The 22,826-nt window shown below is 72.3% G+C and carries 18 protein-coding genes; 11 read left to right on the top strand and 7 right to left on the bottom strand.

Annotation, left to right across the window (positions count from 1 at the left end; genetic code table 11):
• Window positions 1-170: 170 nt before the first annotated feature.
• Window positions 171-944, top strand: coding sequence for a calcium-binding protein (locus tag D581_RS0128015; RefSeq protein WP_018960468.1), 774 nt, complete (start codon window positions 171-173; stop codon window positions 942-944).
• Between the two features lie 144 nt (window positions 945-1,088).
• Here D581_RS0128015 and D581_RS01000000137825 read toward each other — a convergent pair whose 3' ends face one another.
• Window positions 1,089-3,287 (bottom strand): SpoIIE family protein phosphatase, encoded by a 2,199-nt coding sequence (locus tag D581_RS01000000137825; RefSeq protein ID WP_018960467.1) that lies wholly within the window; start codon window positions 3,285-3,287, stop codon window positions 1,089-1,091.
• 171 nt (window positions 3,288-3,458) lie between these two features.
• A complete protein-coding gene (locus D581_RS0128005; protein WP_026290980.1) occupies window positions 3,459-4,985 on the bottom strand; it encodes a glycoside hydrolase family 3 protein in 1,527 nt (508 codons plus the stop codon).
• 470 nt (window positions 4,986-5,455) lie between these two features.
• On the opposite strand from D581_RS0128005, the gene D581_RS0128000 reads away from it, so the two are divergent.
• Genes D581_RS0128000 through D581_RS0127980 form a run of 5 tightly spaced genes read left to right on the top strand, consistent with a single transcriptional unit; the run spans window position 5,456 to window position 10,762 of the window.
• Window positions 5,456-6,520 carry a phytanoyl-CoA dioxygenase family protein gene (locus tag D581_RS0128000; protein WP_018960465.1) on the top strand — a complete coding sequence of 355 codons (1,065 nt, stop codon included), beginning with the start codon at window positions 5,456-5,458 and terminating at the stop codon, window positions 6,518-6,520.
• Window positions 6,502-7,836 carry a DUF6271 family protein gene (locus D581_RS0127995; protein WP_018960464.1) on the top strand — a complete coding sequence of 445 codons (1,335 nt, stop codon included), beginning with the start codon at window positions 6,502-6,504 and terminating at the stop codon, window positions 7,834-7,836. The genes D581_RS0128000 and D581_RS0127995 overlap by 19 nt, the downstream gene beginning before the upstream one ends.
• On the top strand, window positions 7,833-9,002 hold the full coding sequence (locus tag D581_RS0127990; RefSeq protein WP_018960463.1) for a type III PLP-dependent enzyme domain-containing protein: 1,170 nt from the start codon (window positions 7,833-7,835) through the stop codon (window positions 9,000-9,002). Before D581_RS0127995 ends, D581_RS0127990 begins: the two co-directional genes overlap by 4 nt.
• Entirely contained in the window at window positions 8,999-9,544 is a 546-nt protein-coding gene (locus D581_RS0127985; RefSeq protein WP_018960462.1) for a GNAT family N-acetyltransferase, read from the top strand. The genes D581_RS0127990 and D581_RS0127985 overlap by 4 nt, the downstream gene beginning before the upstream one ends.
• Before the next feature lie 3 nt (window positions 9,545-9,547).
• Entirely contained in the window at window positions 9,548-10,762 is a 1,215-nt protein-coding gene (locus D581_RS0127980; protein ID WP_018960461.1) for an MFS transporter, read from the top strand.
• On the opposite strand, the gene D581_RS0127975 is transcribed toward D581_RS0127980, so the two are convergent.
• The 5 genes from D581_RS0127975 to D581_RS0127955 all read right to left on the bottom strand — a co-directional run bounded on the left by D581_RS0127975 (window position 10,759) and on the right by D581_RS0127955 (window position 16,314).
• Complete coding sequence (locus D581_RS0127975) at window positions 10,759-11,349, bottom strand: TetR/AcrR family transcriptional regulator (RefSeq protein WP_018960460.1); 591 nt, start codon at window positions 11,347-11,349, stop codon at window positions 10,759-10,761. The two genes, D581_RS0127980 and D581_RS0127975, sit on opposite strands and share 4 nt — an antisense overlap.
• A gap of 285 nt (window positions 11,350-11,634) precedes the next feature.
• Window positions 11,635-12,528 carry an ABC transporter permease subunit gene (locus D581_RS0127970; RefSeq protein ID WP_026290979.1) on the bottom strand — a complete coding sequence of 298 codons (894 nt, stop codon included), beginning with the start codon at window positions 12,526-12,528 and terminating at the stop codon, window positions 11,635-11,637.
• Window positions 12,515-13,642 carry an ABC transporter ATP-binding protein gene (locus D581_RS0127965; RefSeq protein ID WP_486585890.1) on the bottom strand — a complete coding sequence of 376 codons (1,128 nt, stop codon included), beginning with the start codon at window positions 13,640-13,642 and terminating at the stop codon, window positions 12,515-12,517. Before D581_RS0127965 ends, D581_RS0127970 begins: the two co-directional genes overlap by 14 nt.
• Before the next feature lie 131 nt (window positions 13,643-13,773).
• The gene (locus D581_RS0127960; protein WP_018960457.1) at window positions 13,774-15,018 is read right to left on the bottom strand and encodes a LolA family protein; all 1,245 of its coding nucleotides are present in this window, start codon (window positions 15,016-15,018) and stop codon (window positions 13,774-13,776) included.
• A gap of 285 nt (window positions 15,019-15,303) precedes the next feature.
• A complete protein-coding gene (locus tag D581_RS0127955; RefSeq protein WP_018960456.1) occupies window positions 15,304-16,314 on the bottom strand; it encodes a polyprenyl synthetase family protein in 1,011 nt (336 codons plus the stop codon).
• Window positions 16,315-16,473: 159 nt separating this feature from the next.
• Here D581_RS0127955 and D581_RS0127950 point away from each other — a divergent pair, with 159 nt between their 5' ends.
• From D581_RS0127950 to D581_RS0127930, 5 genes are all read left to right on the top strand, one after another.
• On the top strand, window positions 16,474-17,973 hold the full coding sequence (locus D581_RS0127950) for a peptide MFS transporter (protein WP_018960455.1): 1,500 nt from the start codon (window positions 16,474-16,476) through the stop codon (window positions 17,971-17,973).
• A gap of 39 nt (window positions 17,974-18,012) precedes the next feature.
• Complete coding sequence (locus D581_RS0127945) at window positions 18,013-20,007, top strand: CocE/NonD family hydrolase (RefSeq protein WP_018960454.1); 1,995 nt, start codon at window positions 18,013-18,015, stop codon at window positions 20,005-20,007.
• A gap of 160 nt (window positions 20,008-20,167) precedes the next feature.
• Complete coding sequence (gene fahA, locus D581_RS0127940) at window positions 20,168-21,397, top strand: fumarylacetoacetase (RefSeq protein ID WP_018960453.1); 1,230 nt, start codon at window positions 20,168-20,170, stop codon at window positions 21,395-21,397.
• The gene (locus D581_RS0127935; RefSeq protein ID WP_018960452.1) at window positions 21,394-22,083 is read left to right on the top strand and encodes a GOLPH3/VPS74 family protein; all 690 of its coding nucleotides are present in this window, start codon (window positions 21,394-21,396) and stop codon (window positions 22,081-22,083) included. Before fahA ends, D581_RS0127935 begins: the two co-directional genes overlap by 4 nt.
• A gap of 119 nt (window positions 22,084-22,202) precedes the next feature.
• Window positions 22,203-22,823 carry a Uma2 family endonuclease gene (locus tag D581_RS0127930; protein WP_018960451.1) on the top strand — a complete coding sequence of 207 codons (621 nt, stop codon included), beginning with the start codon at window positions 22,203-22,205 and terminating at the stop codon, window positions 22,821-22,823.
• Window positions 22,824-22,826 lie beyond the last annotated feature (3 nt).

Below are 22,826 nucleotides of genomic sequence, written 5' to 3'. Positions count from 1 at the left end.
GCGGTACCGCATCCGCCCGGTCTCCGCCGGGACGGACAGAGCCTGTCCGGGGCACCGGAGCGCGCCGGCCGGGTCGTGAGGAAGCCGCCCTCGCGACCCGGCCGCCGGTTCCCCGGGCAGGCCCCCGCCGACCGGCCGGCCCACCGGCCGCCCCATCGAGATGAGGTCCCATGAACCGACACCGACTCACCGCCCGCGCGGCCGTCGTGGCCCTGCTCGCCACCGGCCTCGCCGCTTCCCCGGCGCTCGCCGCCCCCACCGGCACCGGGGCGAAGGCCCGCGTGGGCGCCGACTGGGCGAAGCAGTCGATCACCTTCACCGCGGGCGCGGGACAGGTGAACGACCTCCACGTGGTGCCCATGGACCGGGGCGACGGAGTCCGGCGGATCGGCTTCCGCGACGCGGTCCCGCTCGTACCCGGCGACCACTGCGCGTACCTCACCCCCGGGGACGAGACCTACGTCGTCTGCGAACTGCCCACCGACAGCCCCCGGCCGGACCGGATCGACGTCTTCCTCGGCGACGGCGACGACGAGATCGCCACCAGCGACCCCGGGGTCGCCACCGTCAGCGGCGGCTCCGGCGACGACATGCTGCACGCCCACACCGCGCACACGGTGCGGGGCGACGCGGGGAACGACATGGTCATGGGCCGCGTGGTCCTGGACGGCGGGGACGGCATGGACCATCTGATGGCCGTCGACGGCGACCAGCGGCTGTGGGGCGGCCGGGGTGACGACATGATCGAGGCGTACGACGGCAGAGACCTCGTGTACGCGGGCCCGGGCAACGACCACGTCATGGGCGGGGAGGGCGACGACATCCTGTTCGGCGGCTCCGGCGACGACATGGTGCACGGCGAGGACGGCGACGACCTGGTCGTCGGCGGCCCCGGCAAGGACAGCGTCGACGGCGGCCCCGGCCGGAACATCGTCCTCCGGTAGACGAGGCGGAGGGCCCGGCGAGGCGGAGGGCCCCGGACAGAGGCCCCGGCGAGGCGGAGGGCCCGAGGCGGAGAGCCCGGCGAGGCGGAGGCCCCGGTACGGCGGAGGCCCCCGGCCCCCAAAGCCGCAGGCGCCCCCTCGCCGCTACGGCCCGCCGCCCGAGCCGGCCGGCTCGTCACCCGCGTCACCCGCGTCGCCCTGTTCGCCGTCCGCCTCGTTCTGCTCGTCACCCGGCAGATCCTGCTCGGTCCACAGCACCTTGCCGTCCGGCCCGTGACGGGCTCCCCAGTGGGAGGCGAGCCGGGAGACGATGAACAGGCCCCGGCCGCCCTCGTCGACGGTCCCGGCGTGCCGCAGGTGCGGGGCGGCCGTGGAGCCGTCGTGGACCTCGCAGGTCAGCGTGGAGTCCAGCAGGAGCCGCAGCCGCAGGGGCGGGGTGCCGTAGCGGACGGCGTTGGTGACCAGTTCGCTGACGATCAGCTCCGTCGCCTCGACGGTGTCCTCGTCCAGCCCCCAGCCCTGGAGCCGGTCGTGTACGAGCCCCCGGGCGGTGGCGGGCGTCGTGGGGTCCTGGACCAGGTCCCAGGTGGCGACCAGGTGGTCGGAGACCGTACCCGTACGGGCCAGGAGCAGGGCCGCACCGGTGGAGCGGGCGCCGTCGGGCAGCGCGTACACGATGTCGTCGCCCAGTTGCTGGAGGCTTCGGCCCGGCCGGGCGAGGGTCTCCGTGACGCGTTCGGCGGCGTGGTCGCCGGAGAGCAGCTCGGCGGTGCAGAACGCGAGGAGGCTGCCCACCTCCAGGGTGACGGTGGCGGGGGCGAAGAGAGCGCTGTCGGTGGAGAAGAGCCCGGGCCCCTCCGGCACGTCGAGGGCGACCGCCCGTCCGTCGGGGCCGACGATCAACGGCGCGGGGTGCCCGGCGCGCGCGACGGCGCAGGTGCGGGTGAACGGGTCGTAGACCCCGTACACGCAGCCCGCGCTCAGGGGTTCCCTCCGCAGGGCGTCGGCCGGGGGCAGGGTGGCACGTTCGTGGGCGAGGCGGTCGGCGGTGTCCTTGAGCCGGGCGAGGACCTCCTCCGGCTCCAGGTCGAGACCCGACAGCGCCTGGATGACCGTACGCAACTGGCCCATGGCGATGGCCGACTGGAGGCCCTCGCCCGCGACGCCGCCCACGACGAGCGCGGTGCGGGCGCCGGACAGGGCGATGGTGTCGAACCAGCAGCCGCTGTCCCGGCCGGGCAGCAGGACGTGCGCGGTGTCGACGGCGGCCTGCTGCCGTTCGGCCTGCGGGAGCAGCCGCCGCTGGACGGTCGAGGCGATGACGTGCTCGCGCTCGTAGCGGCGGGCGTTGTCGATACCGAGGGCCGCCCGGGTGGCCGCCGCGACGGCGAGGGAGACGTCGTCGTCGTCGAAGGGCTCGGCCGCTCCGCAGCGGTAGAGGCTGACCAGCCCGAGGACCGCGCCCCGCAGGGTCAGGGGTACCACGATCAGGGAGTGCGCGCCGGTCTCCGCGAGGGCGCGCACCCCGTCCGGGTCGGTGTCGGGCCACGGGGTGCCGGGTCCGAGCGGGACGAGCCGGGCCCGCAGGTCGGTGGTGGCGAGCGCGTACGGCGTACGGGCGGGGAGGCGGCGGGTCACCCCCGTCGAGCGTTCCCGGTCCCCGGCCTCCCCCTCGCCCTCCGCCGTGTCCCGGACGGCGTCGCACCGGCCGCTCGCGGCGCGGCGCAGCGGGGTGCCGGGCGGCAGCGGGCCCACCGGCGGGTCGGCGCCGCGCAGGACGTCGTCCACCACCTCGACGACGGCGAGGTCGGCGAATCCGGACACCAGGGCGTCGGCGAAGTCGCGGCAGATGGCGGCGACATCGAGGGAGCCGCCGACGGCGTCCCGTACGGCGGCGAGCGCGGTGTCCCGGGCGCGGGCCCGCTGGCGCTCGGTGACGTCGACGACCGCGGTCAGCAGGCCGAGGGCGGGTGCGTCCGGGCCGCCGGGGCCGTCGAGGCGGTAGGCGGAGACCAGGAACTCCCGGTCGCCGGGGACCTCGCGCAGCCGGCCGCGCACGAGGCGGTCGCGCACCGGGCCCTCGCCGGCGAGCACCCGCTTCATGAGCTGCTCGGCACCGCCCGGGTCGTCGAGCCGGAAGGCCTCGGTGAACCGGCGGCCGATGTACTCCTCGGTATCCACACCGTCGACGAGTGAGCTGGCCCGTACGAGACGGAGCCGCGGGTCGAGTACGACCAGGCCGACGGCGGACTGGGTGAACAGCGTCGCGAGAAGCGCCTGGTCGAGACCGTCTCCCGCCCTCGCGGGCCTCTCGGGTCCGGACGGGGTCTCGCTGTCCGACACGGGTCCACCCACCCTCCGGTAGCCGGCGCGCCGGCTACCGGTTCCGGCGCGCGCCGGTCCAGCATCACCCGCCGCACCGGACCCGGCCACCGGTGGGCGGCAGGGGTATGACGGCGGGGGTGCGGGGGAACTCGGGGATGGAGCGGGCAGCGGACGGGCCGGGCTGCCGGCTCAGGCCGCGGGCTGAGCCTCCCGTACGCCTGCCAGCAATTCCGCCACCGCGATCCCCGAAGCGGTCGAGGCTCCGTGCGTGTCCAGGGTCAACGCTCCCCAGGCCCTGCCGGGCAGCCCCATCTCCACCACGATCGCGTCGGGCCTCGCCCGGGTGAGCGCCTCCAGAGCCCGGGTCATCCACGGATGGCGGGCGGCGTCGCGGACCACGACGACGAGCGGGCGTCCCGAGGCGTCGTCCAGCCCGGAGGCACGCTCGGCGGTGGGCGACAGCCGCAGATCCTCCTGGCCGAGCCGTACCGAGGTGGTTCCGGCGAGCTGCCGTACCAGGTAGTCGGCCACTCCCCACGGGGTCTCCTTGCCGATGGCGAGGTTGACCGAGGGTGACAGCTCGACGACGTGGGGCGGGGCGGACACCGGCAGCACTCCGCTCAGGGAGCCGCGGACGCGGATCGCGCGCTGGGCGGCCGAGAAGCCGACCGCGCCGTTCGCCGGGGTACTGCCCGCGTCGGCCGCGCCGGGACCGGTGGAGTCCGCGGCGAACTCGCGGACCCGACGGGCCGCGTCCGCGAGGCGCTCGTCGGACAGGTCGCCCGCGAGGACGGCCCGGACCAGCGCGTCGACGATGTCGACGGCGAACGCCTCTTCCGCGTGCTCCCCACCGACGCAGAGGGCGTCGGCCCCGGCCGCTACGGCGGCGACGGCGGCGCCGGTGACACCGTAACGGTCGGAGACCGCGCCCATCTCGATGGCGTCGGTGACGACCAGACCCTCGAATCCGAGCTCACCGCGGAGCAGGTCGCCGAGGATGCGCGGGCTCAGCGTGGCGGGGAGGTCGGGGTCGTAGGCGGGGACCAGGAGGTGGGCGCTCATGACCGCACGCACGCCGGCGTCCAGGGCCGCCCGGAACGGGGGCAGCGCCTGGGCCTCGATCTCCTCACGGGACGCGCCGTAGACGGGCAGGCCGTGGTGGGAGTCGATGGCCACGTCGCCGTGGCCGGGGAAGTGCTTCGCACAGGCGGCGACGCCGGAGGACTGCAGTCCGCGCACCCAGGCGCCGGCGTGCCGGGACACCACGCCGGGGTCGACGCCGAAGGCCCTCACTCCGATGATCGGGTTGTCCGGGTTGGAGTTGACGTCGACGCTGGGCGCGTAGTTGAGGCTCACCCCGGCGGCGCGCAGCTGCCGGCCGAGGTCCGCGGCGACCGATGCGGTCAACTCGACGTCGTCGACGTATCCGAGAGCGAAGTTGCCCGGCCTGGACGAGCCGGTCGCCGATTCGAGCCGCGTGACGTCACCGGACTCCTCGTCGATCGCCACCACCAAGTCGGGGTTTTCCGCGCGCAGTTGCGCGGTCAGCCGGGCCACCTGGTCCATCGAGACGATATTGCGCGAGAAGAGGACGACGGAACCCAGACCGTCCTGGACGGCTCGCAGGACCCAGTCCGGCGCGGTGGTCCCCACGAACCCCGGTTGCAGGACCGCGAGTGCCAACCGCCGCAGCTCCGAACTACGTACACCGGACATGATCAGTGCCTTTCGCAGGGGTCACGGACATGCATGAGAGACCGCCCGTGCCACATCCGCCCGGCCGCCTATTGGTCTGCACCAACGATTCTGGCCTCACCCCGGGTCTGCGTGTCAAGTGATCCGGACCCCCGGACCGCCCTGTCGCGGACGCCGCCGGCTCCGGTGGATTCAGGCGACACGCCTCCGATCACATCACTTGAACAACTACGGAACCCAGTGGGTCAACTCGCCATCTCTATAAGAAGTTGACGACTCGCCACGGACAATTGGCGCGTTGACAACCCGCATTGGTCTAGTCCATCTTTGCCAGACGAACGATCACGCGTGGAACGCCGGAAACGGAGCCTCTCGCCTCCGTGCCCTGCTCCGAGCCCCTGGCCACCACAGACGCCGACGTAGCCGTCCGGCGGGGGTTCATTCGGCTGCGCCCAGCGATCACCAATGAACCGAGTTCCTGGAGTGCCTCCATGTCAACGGCCGACTCCTATCTCCACCGAGCCGCCTCGGACACCCCCTACTTCAGCGCTGACGGCGATACCTACCTTGCTGCCACCCGGCTGCGGGACCTGGAGAAGTCACGCCCTCTCCGGGTCCTGTCCGCGACCGACTTCGCGTTCTGGCAGACGTACGGCTACGTCGTGGTCAAGCAGGCCATCGCTCCGGAGGCCGCCCAGCGCATGCTGGACTTCGCCTGGGACTTCCAGGGCTTGGACCCCGGCCGCCCGGACACCTGGTACGAGGAGCGGGAGTACCGCTCCGACCTCGACCGGGAACTCCACATCTACGGCTTCGTCGAGGCGTACCACCACCAGTTGCTCTGGGACAGCCGACAGGCCCAGCGCGTCTACGACGCGTTCGTCGACGTGTGGGACTGCGAGGAGCTGTGGGTGACGCTGGACCGGCTGAACCTGAACCCGCCGAACGTCAAGAACCGTGACAGGGGCCTGATCGAGGCCCGCGAGCGCGGATTCGACATCGAACTGCACTGGGACGTGGACACCACCCTGGGCATACCCCCGCAGAGGGTCCAGGGCATCATCGCGCTGAACGACACGACCGAGGAGCACGGCGGCTTCCAGTGCTGCCCCGAACTGTTCCGGACGTTCGACCGGTGGGCGGCGCTCCAGCCGGCCGACCGCGACCCGATCCGGCCGGCGGTCGACCGGAGCGAACTCCCCGTCGTCCGGCCCGACCTGGAGGCCGGCGATCTGCTGATCTTCAACGGCCACCTGGCGCACGGTGTCGCGGCGAACCTCTCGCGGGACGGGGTGAGGGCCGTGCAGTACCTGTCGATGATGCCCGCCCTCGACGGCCACACGGAACTGCGCGACTCACGCGTCGACTCCTGGCGCAACGTCTCCACCCCGACCTGGAACGGAACTCTGCTCGGCGACGCGGTACGCCCGGAGAGCGAGCGGTACGAAGCGCCCCGCCTGAACGAGCTCGGCGAGAAGCTCCTCGGCCTGAAGCCCTGGCGGGCCGAGGTCGCCGACGCACCGACCGAGGAGGCCGCGTGCAGCGCGTCTGCCTGACCCTTCCGACCAATCGGCCGTGCTCCGCGACGATCGCGGCGCTCGTCCGGGAGGCGACCTACGCCGTCGACCACTTCGACGTCGAAGTGGTCGTCCTCGTGCTCGATTCCTGCGCACCCCCCGTGCGCGCCGAGCACGCCGAGGCCCTGCGCGCCCAGCCCGCGCACCCGCGCATCTTCCGGCACCACGTGAGCGAGGACGAGCAGCGCGACTTCCTGCAGCGGGTCACGGCGGGCGCCGACACCGCGAAGCCCCGGCTGCTCCTCGACCTGATGCTCCCGGAGCGACTGTCGTACGGAGCCTGCACCAACCGGGCCTTCCTCATCGCCCTCGCCCTCGGATGCTCCTCCGTGCACCGGCGGGACTCCGACAGCTCCTACCAGCGGGGCCCGGACGGCGCGCCTGTCTTCCCCATCCACCACGAGCTCGCCTCCATCGGCCGCCGTGCCGCTGACGCCGCGGGCGGCGTCTCGGAGACCGTGCTGAGCGAGGAGCAGGCGGACCGGCCCGTGGCGATGGTGGGCAGCTCGTTCGTGGGCGAACCGTCCGTGGACATCGACGAGGTCGCGCGCATCGATCCCGAGGTCTACACGGAGGTCGTCGGCCTGTGGGCGCCGCTGGACTGGCCGGACGAGCGCAGACGGCAGCTCGTGGCCGAATCCTTCCGCGGCGCGGGACTGGACCGGTTCGAGCGGGACCACGCGAAGCTGTGCCTGGTCGACCCGATGCGGGTGGACATGTGCAACATCGCCTTTCACGACGTGCACACCCGGGTTCCGCTGCCCCCCGCTACCGACACCATCGGCAGCGACTACTTCCTCATCCACCTGGTGCAGCACGCCGGCCTGCCCGGCGTGCTCCACAACCGCAACATCGAGAACTACTACACCGCCGAGCGCAGAACCGACGCGGGCTTCATCGCGTATCAGACGCGGTTCGTGAAGTTCCTCCTGTCCATGCAGTACTTCAACGCCATCTACGACCGGCTGGCCGAGGCCGGCCCCTCGCTGCTCGACGAACACGGGCAGGTACGCGCCTCGCTCGTCGCCGATTTCGCCCGACAGAGCATGGAGACGGCCCTGGACGAGAACCGGGAACGGCTCGACCGGATCGACTCCGCCTACCGGCGGCTCGGCGGCAGGTACGCGGACTTCGCCGGTCTGTTACTCCCGCGGCGGGAGGGCCTCCTGGCGGAGGCCCGCGAGGACACCGGAGACTTCGCCCTCCTCACGGAGGCGTGGACGGAGCTGGTGCGCAGCGCACGCTCCAGCGGCCTCCCCTCTGCGACGGCCGGCCTCGCGAAGGCGGACCGATGACCGGCGAACCCCTCGTGCCCGGGCGGCGGGAACAGGACGAGGACAGGATCGTCTTCGACCTGGACGGTGTCCGCGAGCGGTACGAGACCCTGCTCCGCGAGGTGCCCGGTGTCGACGTGCGCTTCGCCATGAAGGCGTGCCCGGTCGACGATGTCATGGCCCACCTGGCCGGACTGGGGTCCGGCATCGACGCGGCGAGCGTGCCCGAACTGGAGCACGCCCTGCGGGTCGGGGCTCCACTCGCGCGCACCGCCTACGGCAACACCGTGAAGTCGGACCGGGACATCGCCGCGGCCTTCCGCCTGGGCGTGCGGGAGTTCGCCACGGACAGCCCCGAGGACGTCGCCGCCCTCGTGCGCCACGCACCCGGAGCACGCGTCTACTGCCGGCTCACCACCACCGGCGAGGGCGCGCTGTGGGGGCTGAAGCACAAGTTCGGGTGCTCCCCCGACGACGCGGTGGGGATCCTGACCGCGGCAGAGGCCGGCGGCCTCATCCCTTCGGGCCTGTCGGTGCACGTGGGCTCCCAGCAGATGAACCCCGATGCCTGGCGGGCCGCCTTCGAGCAGTTCGACGCCGTGATGACGTCGCTCACGGCCCGTGGGATCACCCTCGACCACGTGAACCTCGGCGGCGGGCTTCCCTCACTCGACTCCCTCGACCGGCGCGGAGTCCCGCTGCAACCGCCGATCGACAAGATCTTCCTCGTGCTGCGCGAGGGGATCGCGGCCCTGCGCCGTGCTCACGGCGAGCATCTCGCGGTCGTCATGGAGCCGGGGCGCTACCTGGTCGCCGACCACGGCACGATCCACACGCGCGTGTCCCGGCTGACGACACGCCACCTTCCCGACGGCACCCGGCAGCAGTGGCTCTACCTGGGTGTCGGCAAGTTCAACGGCCTGTACGAGGTGGACATGCTGCAGTACCGCCTCGCCTTCCCCTCGCATCCCGAGGGGCGCACCGTCCCCGCCGTCCTGGCCGGGCCCACCTGCGACAGCGACGACGCCTACTCATCCGCTCACAGCCCGGTCCAGGTCCCGGAAGGGCTGGCCTCGGGCGACCCGGTACGGATCGCGTCCTGCGGCGCCTACACGGTCAGTTACATGACCGCCGGCTTCAACGGCTTCGCACCACTGCCCCAGAGCTGCATCGGCGGCGACCGGTGACGGATGACGTACTGATACGTCCTGTCGGAGCCGGGGTCGGAGCCGGGGACTGGGGCGCCGTCGTGGCGATGGAGTCGGCCGCCTACGCGGAACTGGGCCTTTCCGAGGGCCTGGACGCGCTGCGCTCACGGGCCCGGGTCTCTCCCGGGACCTGCTTCGTCGTCGAGGCCGACGACCGGATCGCCGGATACCTCCTGGCCCTCCCCTACCCGGCCGACCGGTACCCCGACCTGCGGGAGTCCGAGACCACCGCCTTCGCCTCGCCCAACCTGCACCTGCACGACCTCGTCGTCTCCGCCCCGTTCCGCGGCAGAGGTCTGGCCCGGCGGCTGCTGGATCACCTCGTGGCGACGGCACGGGGCCTCGGATTCGAGCAGCTTTCGCTGGTCGCGGTGGGGAACAGCAGGGCGTTCTGGTCGCACCAGGGGTTCACCGCACGCCCCGACGTGGTCACCACCGGTTACGACCCATTAGCCGTGTACATGTCCCTAGCGCTGGCCGCTCCCACACCGCGATCCTCCCCGCCGACCGAATCGGACTGACACGTGTCCCTTACTCTCACCCCGTTCCGCCGCGGCCAGTTGGCCACGGGAGCGCTCTTCTGCGCTCTGGGCTTCCAGTACGCGACCTGGGCCTCGCGTATCCCCGCCCTCAAGACCGATCTCGGCCTGACGCCGGCCCAGGTGGGCGTCCTGCTGATGGCGGCCGGCGTCGGAGCGTCCGTGTCGTTCCCCATCGTGACCTACCTGGTCGGACGCATAGGAACACGGCTGCTCGCGCTCTGGTCGGCGCTGGCCCTCGCCGGGGTCCTGGTCGCCCTGGCCGCAGCGCCCAACTACCCGACGGCGCTCCTGGTGCTCTGCGTGGACGGTGTCCTCGTCGGATGCCTGAACACCGCGATGAACTCCCAGGGCGCGGCCCTCGAAGTCCGGCACGAACGCACCACCATGGCCAAGCTGCACGCCACCTTCAGCGCGGGCTCCCTGCTCGCGGCGGTCCTCGCCTCGGCCGTCATGGCGGGAACCTCGTCCGTCATGGTCCACTTCAGCGTGGCGGCGGTTCTTGTCGTGCTCCTCGCAGCGGGTGCGCAGGGCAGTCTCCTGGCCGACGACAGGCCGGCCGAGCAGCCGAAGAAGGAGAAGAAGAAGCGGCGTACCGCTTGGGTGATGCCGGGCAGCGTCACGCTGTGGATGTGCTGTGCCATGGCCTTCGGCACGGTCACCGAGGGGTCCATGAACGACTGGTCGACCCTCTACATGGAGGACGTCGCGGGGGCCTCCCGGCAGATCGCGCCCCTGGGCATCGCCGTGGTGTCCGGCATGATGCTGGTGGCCCGGATCTTCGCGGACGGCTGGCGCAGCCGCTGGGGCGACGGTCGCGTCGTCCTGGTGGGCAGCGTACTGGCCGGCGCGGGCCTCGCCTTCGCGCTGGCGGCCGGGGGCGTCGTACCGGCGCTCATCGGCTTCGCCTTCGTCGGCCTGGGGATCGCCGTGGTCACCCCCTGCGTCTATGTGGCGGCCGCGAAGCAGGGGGCCAGCACGCTGCCCCTGGTGGCCGCGATGGGTACGACCGGCCTGCTGGCCGGGCCGCCTCTCATCGGTTTCGTGGCGGACGCGAGCAGCCTGGTCTGGGGCCTGGCGCTGGTCTCGCTCTCGGCGCTCGTCGTGGCGGTGTGCAGCACCAGGATCACCTGGGAACCGCGCGAGCCCGCCGCGGAGCCCTCCCCCGCCGAGGCGGCCGAGGGCGACAGCGTCCGTTAGTACCCCGGCGCGCGCAGCGAGCGCAGTACGTGGTTCACGAGGGTGGCGATCGTCTCCTCGTCCTGGACGGGCTTGCGCAGCACGTGGCGGTAGTAGACCGGGCCGTACAGCATCTCCACGGCGAGCGGGAGGTCCGCACCGGGCGGGATCTGGCCCTGCTCCTGGGCGCTGCGCAGCCGGCCGATCGCTTCCTCGACGCGCGGGTCGACCAGCTCCTCCCGCAGCTGCTGGGCCAGCAGGTCGTCGTGGTGCAGCTCGGACAGGATGCCCGCGTAGGCGGGGCCGAACGGCGGGACCGAGAGCAGTCTCACCGCGCCGGCGACGTGGGCGCGCAGGTCGGCGCCGATGTCGCCGGTGTCCACGAACGGCGTGGCGTCGATCAGGGCGTCGGTGAACGCCTCCAGCAGCACCGCGCCCTTGGAGGGCCACCAGCGGTAGATCGTCTTCTTGCTGACCCCGGCACCGGCAGCGATGGCCTCTATCGTGACGTGCCCGTACCCCCGCTCCGTACAGAGATCGAGAGCGGACCGCAGGATCGCGCGGCGTGACCGTTCGCTACGGCGCACACTGCTCGGCGATGTGATCATTCGGTGAGCATAGGGGGGTTCCAGCCAATCTCTTGTTGACATCTCGTCGCCAAAGACCGAACAATACCCAGGCGGAAACGGAACGTACCGTGTCGTGTCGTGTCGTTCCCGGTGTCCGCACCGTTCGTGCCGTTCGTGCCGCGACGAGCCGATCGGGGGACGGCTCGCCCGGCCGACGGCGCGGACGGCCTCCCGCCGATCCGATCCAGCCAGCTGACCGGTCGGCCAGCCAGGAGACGCGCTCTCCCGGATCGCCGCCCAGACGTCTCAGGCCTCTCAGGCCTCTCAGGCCGTGATGTCTTTGGCCGTGAAGCGTGCCCAGGCCGCCGAGCCGAACACCGCGACGTACAGCCCCTGCAGTTGGAAGTTCTTGATCAGGTCGTCCCAGTGGACGGGTTCGCGCAGGACGTCCGCGAAGGACATCCAGTGGTGCGCGAACAGGTACGGGTGCACGCCGCTCAGTTGCGGAATGCTGTCCACGATCTGCACCGTGATCAGCAGCCCGACCGTGGCCGCCATCGCCCCGACCCCGCTGCCGGTCAGCGTCGAGACGAACAGCCCGAGCGCGGCGAACCCGGTCAGGGAGACCGCGACGACCAGCGCCGTCAGTGCCGCCCGCACCAGCCCCTCGCCGAAACCGATCCGGGTCCCGGAGATCGTGGTGACCTCGCCCACCGGGAACAGCAGCGCACCCACCGCCAGCGCCGAGGCCGCCACGACCAGGGTCGCGACCAGGCAGAAGGTGAGGACGGAGGCGTACTTCACGAGCAGCAGCCTGGTCCGGCCGGCCGGGGCGACCAGCAGATAGCGCAGGGTGCCGCTGCTCGCCTCACCCGCGATCGCGTCGCCCGCGACGACGCCGACGGCCATCGGCAGGAAGACCGGCAGGGTCGCGGCGAGGGCGGCGAAGACGAGGAACAGGCCGTTGTTGGTGACCTGGGCGAGGAACGCGGGGCCCGCCCCGCCGTCCGGGCCCCCCGCCCCGCCACCGCCGCCGCCCGTCTGGATCCGGACCGCGATCCCGATGAGTACGGGTACGGCGGCGACCACGCCGAGCAGGGCGAAGGTCCGCCGGCGGCGGAACAGCGTGATGATCTCGGACCGGAGGAGACCCAGCCCCCACAACGGGTTGCGGGGACCCGCGCTCCCCGCAGGTGCGACCTTCTCAGCCTGCGACATCGAATCCCTCTCCCGTGAGTGCGACGAAGGCGTCCTCCAGCGAGCCCCGCTCGACGCCGAAGAACCGCACCCGCACCCCGTCGGACACCAGCGCCGCGTTGAGGTCGGCGAGGTCCACGGCGGTGGGCGGCGCGTCGGCGGTCAGCCGGTCGCCGTCGGCGCTCAGGCCGGTGAGCCCGCGCTCCTGGAGGATGCGGGCCGCGTCCCCGAGGTCCGGGGTGGTGACGGCGAGCCGGCCCCGGGCGCCCGCGGCGAGGTCGGCGACCGGGCCCTGGACGAGCAGCCGGCCGCGGGCCATCACCGCGGCGTGCGTGCAGATCTGCTCGATCTCGTCCAGCAGATGGGAGGAGAGGAACACCGTGGTGCCCTCGGCGGCCAGCTCCCGGACCAGGGAACGGATCTCGCGCATGCCCTGCGGGTCGAGGCCGTTGGTCGGCTCGTCCAGGACCAGCAGCCGACGCGGCCGGAGCAGGGCGGCGGCGAGCCCGAGGCGCTGTTTCATGCCGAGGGAGTACGCCTTGGCCTTCTTCCCGGAGGCGGCGGCGAGCCCGACCCGCGCCAGGGCCTCCTCGACACGGGCCCTGCGGGTGCGCGGGTCGGCGGTGGGATCGGCCCGGTCGTAGCGCAGGAGGTTGTCCCGGCCGCTCAGGAAGCCGTACAGCGCGGGCCCCTCGATCAGCGCGCCGACCTCCGGCAGCACCGTACGGGCGGCGGCGGGCATCGGGCGGCCGAGCACCTCGGCGGTGCCGGACGTCGGGTCGACGAGACCCATCAGCATCCGGATCGTGGTGGTCTTCCCCGACCCGTTGGGGCCGAGGAAGCCGAAGACGCTGCCGCCGGGCACGGTCAGGTCGAGGCCGTCCACGGCGAGCTGGCCGCCCCGGTAGCGCTTGGTCAGACCACGAGTGCGGATGACCGGACCGGTCTCCTCCGCACCCGCAGCACCCGCAGCACCCGCCGTACCCGCAGTACCCGCAGCGCCGGCGCTCGCCGTGTCCGACGCGCGCACCGCACCCGCCGTGCCCGCACCGCCCTCACCGCCCGACGCGGCTCGCGCGCCCGCCCCGGCCGATCGGGCCGATCCGGTCGCCCCGGCCCTCCCCCTCGTCGTCATCCCGGTCGCACCTCTCCCGTCCCGTCCGCGCGGCTGGCAGCGCCCCTGCGGCACTGCCGCCCCGCCGCACGGTGTGCGACGGGGCGGGGTGTCCGGCGCCGGTCGTCCGGCACGGCGGGCGCCGGGTTGTCCTACTTGGCGGCGTCTGCGGCGCGGACCAGCGCGTCCTTCGTCACCGCTCCGACGTACACCCTGCCGTCGTCCGTCAGCAGGGCGTTGACCAGGCGCGTCTTGAAGACCGTGCCCGAACCGAACTTTCCGGTGACCTTGTCGCCGAGCGCGTCGAGGAAGCCCTGCGCCTCGGCCGGGACGTCGCCCGAGCCGGCCGCGGGGAGGCCCGTGCCGCCGGGGGTCCTGATCTCGGCGATCGAGGTCCAGCCCTTGCCGATGACGTTGAGGCCCTCGAAGCCGTCCAGCTCGGCCAGCTGCCCGGGGAGCGCCTGCTGCGCAGCGCCGTGCTCGTCCTCGCCGGTCTCCAGCTCGTCGGCCTCGGTCACCTCGGCCCCCTTGGGCGGGGTGAAGTCGAAGGTGGACGCGGCGGGCTTGGAGAAGTCGACCTTGGTGAACCCGGCGTCGACCACGGCCTTGCCGCCGCTCGCAGCCGACAGGGTGAACTTCAGCGGTACGCCGTTCTCGGCGTCCACGGCGATACGGACCGAGCCGATCGTCGAACCGGACTGCTTCGGCTTGATCAGCAGCTGGTACGCGTCCCGCCCGGCGACCTGCGCCGTGCCGTCCACGGTGACCGAGGTGGTGTCCCCGGCCGCCGCGAGCGCCTGCTCGGCGAAGTCCTTGGGGGTGGCCGGAGCGCCCTTGTGGGCCTTCGGTGTCTTCTCGGCGAGCTTGCCGCCGTCCCGGCCCTCGGGAGCCTCGGCGTGGTAGACCTCGTCGGACCCGCTGTCGTACGCCCAGACCTCGCCCTGGTTGTGGATGAGGCTGTACTCGGACGCGTCCCCGAGGATGGAGAGCTTCTGCCGCTCCGGGCCGTCGGCGGCCACGCGCAGCGTGTGCGTGCCCGACGTCAGCTCCATGAGCTTGTCCTGCGGGGCCGCCGCGCCGCCGTCCTTGTCCCCGCCCGCGCCGCCCGGTACGAGCGAGCCCGCGAGACCGTCGAGGGGCAGGCCCAGGTCGGTGCTGATCTTGAACGTGCCGGAGAGCTGTTCCTCGTCGGAAGCGGCGATCTTCTCGATGAGCTGCTGTGCGGTGATCTTCGGCAGGTCCGGGTCGCCGGTGCTGGCGAGCGCCGGGACGAGCCCGATGGTCGCGGCCGCCACCCCCGCGACCGCGACGGGGACGATGTAGCGCGCCGCCTTCCGGCGGCCCACGACAGTGCTCGTGGCCTCGCCGGTGGTCTCTGCGCTGTCGTTCGGTGCCATGGTGTGCCCTACCTCCGTGGTCGGCGGCTTCCGTTGTCAACCATCTGACCAAATAAGACGGTCCGAAGCGTCAGCCCGGGGAATCAACTCCACGTACTGCTCCGGTATGACAACCGGGAGGGTCGTGTACGTCATCCAGTAGGGGTCGGCCCCCACCGGATGACGTGCCGTCAACGTCCCGCGCACCACGGCGAGGACCCCGGGCGCCACCGCCAGGACCTGGCGCGGGGCACCCCGGCGAGGCCCCCGGCGCAGGCCACCGCGGCCAGGCCCCGGCGCAGGCTCTCAGCCCGCGCGGTGCACCACGGCGTCGCACAGCTCTTCCAGCGCGGACTTCGCGTACCCCTCGGGCAGCGGCGCGAGCGTGGCGCGCGCCGCCTGGGCGTAGCGCACGGTGTCCTGGCGGGCCTGCTCCAGCGCCGGGTGGGCTCGCAGCCGGCGCAGCACCTCGTCCAGGGCGGCGTCGTCGCCGAGGTCGCCGTCGAGCAGCTCGACGAGCTCCAGGTCGTCGGGCTTGCCGTCGGCCGCCGCCTGGGCGCGCAGCCGCAGGACCGGGAGGGTCGGGATGCCCTCGCGCAGGTCGGTGCCGGGGGTCTTGCCGGACTCGTGGGAGTCGGAGGCGATGTCGAGGACGTCGTCGGCGAGCTGGAAGGCGATGCCGAGCCGTTCCCCGTACTGGGTGAGGACGTCCACGGTCGACTCGTCGGCGCCGGACATCATCGCGCCGAAGCGGCCGGACACGGCCACCAGCGAGCCGGTCTTGCCGCTGAGGACGTCCAGGTAGTGGTCGACCGGGTCGCGGCCGTCGCGCGGGCCCGCGGTCTCCAGGATCTGGCCGGTGACGAGCCGTTCGAAGGCCTCCGCCTGGATGCGGACGGCCTCGGGGCCGAGGTCGGCCAGGATGTGGGAGGCGCGGGCGAAGAGGAAGTCGCCGGTGAGGACGGCGACGGAGTTGCCCCAGCGGGTGTTGGCGCTGGGGACGCCGCGCCGCACGTCGGCCTCGTCCATCACGTCGTCGTGGTACAGCGTGGCCAGGTGGGTCAGTTCGACGACGACGGCGGCGGGGACGACGCCCGGCGCGCCCGGATCACCGAATTGTGACGCGAGCATGACCAGCAAGGGGCGGAACCGCTTGCCCCCGGCCCGCACCAGATGCTGCGCGGCGTCCGTGATGAAGGGGACATCGCTCTTGGTGGCTTCGAGCAGCCCCGCCTCGACAGCGGCCAGGCCCGACTGGACATCGGCCTCAAGAGCCTGGTCCCGCACGTGCAGTCCGAACGGCCCGACGACGGTCACGAGGGCATCTCCTGTCTGCTGACGATCACACGCAATGTCGATGTGTCGCTGTCTCTCCTAGCGACTTCAGCGTATCCGGTCCGCTATGGATCACCGTGGGCGGCTTCCCATGACCGCCGGTATGTTCGGGATCAGCTCATACGATCAGGAGTCCCCGTTTTGTCGCACAGCACCGCCGGCACCGAGTCGGCCAAGCCCCCTCCCGAGGACGACCACGCCTTCTTCGGGCACCCACGGGGCCTGATGACCCTGTCCGGCCTGGAGGTCTGGGAGCGGTTCTCGTTCCTGGGCATGCAGGCCATCCTGGTGCTGTTCTTCGCCGACACAGTGGCGAACGGCGGCATGGGCATGGACCCCGGAACCGCCGCCTCCGTCTCCGCCGCCTACGGGACGCTGGTCTACCTGGTCTCCGTGGCGGGCGGCTGGCTGGCCGACCGGATCCTCGGCTCGTACCGGGCCGTGCTCTACGGCGGCGTCCTCATCGCGTGCGGCCACTACAGCATGGCCGTCCCCACCGACGCCATGACCTGGGTGGGCCTCGGCCTGATCAGCGCCGGAACGGGCCTGCTCAAACCCAACGTGGCCTCCATGGTCGGCAAGCTCTACCGCACCGACGACGAGCGGCGCGACGCCGGCTTCGCCCTCTACTACATGGGCATCAACATCGGCGCGTTCGCCGGACCGCTGATCACCGGCTGGCTCGGCGACCACGTCAGCTGGCACTGGGGCTTCTCGGCCGCCGCGGTCGGCATGACCCTCGGTCTGATCCAGTACGTGGCGGGCCGCCGTCACCTGGCCGGGCGTAAGCACGCCGCCGAGTTCGCGCTGGCCCCCGACGCGATGCGCCGCGCGGTCCGGCTGATCATCGGCGGGGCCGTCGTGGTCGCCGCGGTGGCCACCGCGCTGGCCCTGGCGGGCTGGCTGACGATGGACCGGTTCGTCGACGTCCTCACCGTCATCTCGGTGATCGCGCCGATCGTCTACTTCGTGGTGATGTTCCGCTCCCCCCGGGTCACCACCGAGGAACGCGGCAGGCTCCGCCCGTACATCGTCCTCTTCCTCGGGTCCGTCGTCTTCAACTTCATCCTCTTCCAGGCGTACTCGACGATGATGCTGCTCGCGTCGACGAACGCCCGGACCGAGATCCTCGGCTTCACCTTCCCGGCCAGCTGGTACGCCTCCGCGCTCGGCGCCTTCGAGGTCGCGCTCGCCCCGGTCGTCGCCGCGGTCTGGGCGAAGATGGGCCCCCGCCAGCCGCACGCCTCCAACAAGATCGCCTTCGGGGTGATCCTCGGCGGGCTCTCCTTCCTGCTGATGGTCCTGCCCACCTCCGGGCACGCCGACGACACGTACCGCATGGCGGCCTGGTGGATCGTCGGCTCGTACCTGCTGCTCGGGCTCGGCGACATCCTGCTGGAGACCTCCGGCATGTCCGCCACCACCAAGCTCGCCCCCAAGGCGTTCGCCAGCCAGACGATGGCCCTGTGGTTCCTCTCGCTCGCCCTGGCCAACGGCATCCAGGCCCAGATCGTGAAGCTGTACGGCGAGGTCTCCAACCCCGCCTACTTCGGCGTCAACGGCGCGATCGCCGTGGCGGCGGGCGTGGCGATGATCGCCGCGGCCCCGTGGCTGAAACGCACCATGCACCCCGTCCACTGAGCACGCCTTCGCACCCGTCGTCGTACATCGAGGTGACCCATGAACATCACGACCGAGTTCCCGTACGAGACCACCCGCGAGGACGTGTACATCCCGCTCTCCGACGGCACCCGGCTCTACGCCCGGATCTGGCGGCCGCTGACCGACGAACCGGTCCCGGCCCTGCTGGAGTACCTGCCCTACCGGCTCAGCGACTGGACCGCGCCCCGCGACTGGCAGCGCCACCCCTGGTACGCGGGCCACGGCTACGCCTCCGTACGGGTCGACGTCCGGGGCCACGGCAACAGCGAGGGGCTGCCGGGCGACGAGTACGACGCGCGGGAGCTGGAGGACGGGGTCGCCGTCATCCACTGGCTGGCCCAGCAGGAGTGGTGCTCCGGCCGGGTCGGGATGTTCGGCATCTCCTGGGGCGGCTTCAACTCGCTCCAGATCGCCGCGCTCGCCCCCGAGCCGCTGAAGGCGATCGTCACCGTCTGCTCGGCCGACGACCGCTACGACAACGACGTCCACTACATGGGCGGCTCCGTCCTCGCCGTGGACATGCACGCCTGGTCCGCCACCATGCTCGCCTTCGTCTGCCGCCCGCCGGACCCGGCGCAGGTCGGCGACGAGTGGAGGGAGATGTGGCTGAAGCGGCTGGAGGCCGTCGACCCCTTCATCCACACCTGGCTGGCCCACCAGAGCCGCGACGCCTACTGGAAGCACGGCAGCGTCTGCGAGGACTACGGGGCGATCAAAGCGAAGGTCCTCGCGGTCGGCGGCTGGCACGACCCGTACCGGGACACCGTCCTGCGGCTCGTGGAGCACCTGGACCCCGAGCAGGTGCGCGGGGTGATCGGCCCCTGGTCGCACCAGTACCCCGACCGGGGGCTGCCGCCGGGGCCCGCGATCGGCTTCCTCCAGGAGACGCTGCGCTGGTGGGACCAGCACCTCAAGGGCCAGGAGACGGGCGTGATGCGGGAGCCGCTGCTGCGGTCCTGGATCAGCGGCTCGCATCCGCCCGCCACGGTGTACGAGACGCTGCCGGGCCGCTGGGTCGGGGACGCGAGCTGGCCCTCGGAGAACGTCTCCCCGGTGGCGTACGCCCTCCAGGGCGGCGAGCGGATCGTCGCCTCGCCGCAGCAGACCGGCCTGGACGCGGGCCGCTTCTTCCCGTTCGGCAACGACGCGGACCTGCCGCCGGACCAGCGGGACGAGGACGCGAAGTCGGTGTCCTTCGAATTCCCCGTCGCGGACGCGCCGATCGAGATCCTCGGCCGCCCCCGGGTGAAGCTCCGCCTCCGGATGGACGTGCCGCGCGGCCAGGCCATCGCCCGGCTCTGCGACGTCGCGCCCGACGGATCCTCCACCCTGGTCACCCGGGGCGTCCTCAACCTCGCGGCCCGGCACGGCCGCGACCGCACCGACGACTGGACCCCGGGCGAGACCGAGGACGTGGTCTTCGACCTCAACGGCATCGGGCACACCTTCCCGCCCGGCCACCGCATCCGGCTCGCCGTCTCCTCCTCGTACTGGCCCTGGATCTGGCCGCAGGCCGGCTCGGCGGGCTTCACCCTGGACGCGGACGGCAGCTTCGTCGAACTCCCGGTACGCCGCCACACCGAGGACCCGGCGATCACCTTCGGGGAGCCCGAGCAGTCCGAGCCGCTCGGCGTGGTCTACCCGGTCACCCTGGAGGAGCCGCGCCCCGAACGCCTCGTCGTCCGCGATGTGGCCAAGGGCGAATGGCGCCTGGAGGTCGACCCCCGCTACGGCGGTACGCGCGTCTACCCCGACGGCCTCGAATTCACCGAGGACGCCCTGGAGACGTACACGATCCAGCAGGACGACCCGCTCTCCGCGCGGACCCGCTCCGACTGGCGGATCCGGCTGCACCGCCCGGAGATGGCCTGGGACGTGGAGATCGAGACGCGTTCCGAGATCGCCGCCGACGACCAGGACTTCATCACCTCCAACGAGGTGATCTGCAAGGACGGCGAGGAGATCGTCTTCCACCGCACCTGGGAGAAGCGCGTCCCGCGCACGGCGGGCTGAGCGGCACGCGGCTTTCCTGTCCGGGTCCCCCGGTTTTCCGGGGGACCCGACGAACTTTCCGGGCAATGCGCACAGTTGGGGATAGTCGGGGCACTGCCGCTGGGTAGGAGCACCGACGTAACGTGTCCCCAACGCGACCTGGAAAGCGAGGCAGCACCACATGCCCGAGCAGAGCAGCCCGCTCGATCTGGCCGAGGGCGACCCCTTCGGCCCGCACAACCTTCCGTACGGTGTGTTCTCCACCCCCGACCACCCCGACGACCGCCGGGTCGGCGTCCGCATCGGCGACCACGTCCTGGACGCCGGGGCCGCCGCCCACGCGCTCGGCTCCCCCTACGCGGGGCTGCTCGCGCAGCCGAGCCTGACACCGCTGCTCGCGGCGGGCCGCACCGCCTGGCGGGACGTGCGCCGCGCGCTCACCGCCTGGCTGACGGTCCCCGCCCACCGCGCGGACATCGAGCCGCTGCTGCACCCGGTGGACGCGGTGACCCTGCACCTGCCGTACGAGGTCGCGGACTACGTCGACTTCTATGCCAGCGAGCACCACGCCACCAACGTCGGGCAGATCTTCCGGCCGGACGGCGACGCGCTCACCCCCAACTGGAAGCACCTGCCGATCGGTTACCACGGCCGCTCCGGCACCGTCGTGGTCTCCGGCACCGACGTGGTGCGCCCCAGCGGCCAGCGCAAGGCCCCCGCCGACCCGGCCCCCGTCTTCGGGCCCTCGGTGAAGCTCGACATCGAGGCCGAGGTCGGCTTCGTCGTCGGCGTCCCCTCCGCGCACGGCGCCCCGGTGCCGCTGGCCGACTTCCGCGAGCACGTCTTCGGCCTCTCGCTCCTCAACGACTGGTCCGCCCGCGACCTCCAGGCCTGGGAGTACGTGCCGCTCGGCCCGTTCCTCGGCAAGTCCTTCGCCACCTCCGTCTCCGCCTGGGTCACCCCGCTGGAGGCCCTGGACGCCGCCCGCACCACGCCCCCGGCCCGCGACGTCCCCCTGCTCCCCTACCTCGACGACGCGGCGGACGAGGAGCCGGGCGGCTTCGACATCCGCATCAGCGTCGAGATCAACGGGCAGGTGGTCGCCGAGCCGCCGTTCGCCTCGATGTACTGGACGGCCGCCCAGCAGCTCACCCATATGACGGTGAACGGCGCGTCGCTGCGCACCGGCGACCTGTACGGTTCCGGCACCGTCAGCGGCCCCGAGCCCGCCCAGCGCGGCTCGCTCCTGGAGCTGACCTGGAACGGCCGCGACGCGCTCGAACTCCCCGAGGGCAAGCGGACGTTCCTGGAGGACGGCGACACGGTCACGCTGACCGCCTGGGCCCCCGGCCCGCACGGCACCCGCGTGGGCCTCGGCGACGTGACCGGAAGGATCGTCACCGCGCCATGACGCATGACGCCCCCGCGCTGACGCTGCCGGAGGAGCTGATCCTGCTCGCCCTGGATCCGGACCGGGGCAAGCCGACGTGCGGGGCCCGCGATCTGGCGTACGGGACCGCCGGGGCGGCCCTCGCGGAGCTGGAGATCCAGGGCCGGATACGGGAGGAGCGCGGCCGGATCCAGGTGGTGAACCCGCTGGACCCGGCCGACCCGCTCCTCGCCGCCCTGCTCCGGACCCTGGACCCGCCGACCAAGGGCCGCCGCCGGGGGATCCGCGCCCGGCGCTGGGTGGGCGACTACGACCGGTACGTCCAGGAGAAGTACCTGGACTCCCTGGTCGAACGCTCCGTCCTGTCCCGGAAGACCCACCGCTTTTTCGGCGTCTTCCCCTACCACCGCCACTACCCGGGCGTGCCGGACCTCGCGCCGGGCGTCCTCGACCGGTTCGCGGCGGCCGAGGCGGCGGGCTATCCGGACCACCGCGACCGGGTGCTGGCCGCCCTGGCCTCCGCCATCGGCCTGGCCGGCGACCTGACCCGCCTCGGCCGCACGGGCCGGACGGTGATGAAGGTCATGCGCCGCTCCGAGTGGACCGCCGCGGCGGTCCACTACAACGTGAAGCAGCACGAGTCCGGCGACGGCTGGAGCGGCGAGGGCGGAGAGAGCGGCGGCTGCGGAGGGGGCGGCGGGGAGTAGAAGGCGGCGGAGGCCGGGAGAGTGGGCCCGGTCACCGGTGCGCGAGACGTTCACACGTTCGGGGGAGCCTCATTCGGTTCCCGGCGAACGAGCAGGTCAGGCCCGCGAGACTCCTCCCCATGAGAGCACTGACGAGCACCGAACCCGAGGCATCCGAGCCGCGCTGGGCGGTCCCGCCCGAGGGCGGCTGGACCGCCGACGACCTGGACACACTCCCGAATCTGCCTCCGCACACGGAGCTGATCGACGGGAGTCTGGTCTTCGCCTGCCCGCAGACCTTGTTCCATTCGTGGGCGATCACCTTCTTCGGCGAGCACGTACGGGCAGCCGCACCCGCCGCCCTGGAGACGCTCAGTCGCTTCACGATCGACGTCGACCGGTACAACCGGCCCGAACCCGACGTGATCGTCGTCCCCCGATCCGTCATCCGGAGCATGGACCAGACGCGGGTGCCCGGCCCTTCCGTGGTTCTGGCCATCGAGGTGGCCTCCCACGAGACACTGACCCGCGACCGGGAGACCAAGCCCGTGAAATACGCCCGGGCGACCATCCCCCATTACTGGCGGGTGGAGAACCACGACGGGCGGCCCGTGGTCTACGTCTTCGAGCGGGAGCCGGCCACCGGGGCGTACACCTCGACGGGGATCTTCCACGACCGGATGAAGGTGTCGGTGCCCTTCGCCGTCGACCTGGACCTCACGGCGATCACGCCCCGCCACCGGGCGGCGGACCTGGCATAGGTC

The organism is Streptomyces sp. CNB091 (genome assembly GCF_000377965.1).
This window is presented reverse-complemented; position numbering and strand designations above follow the sequence as displayed.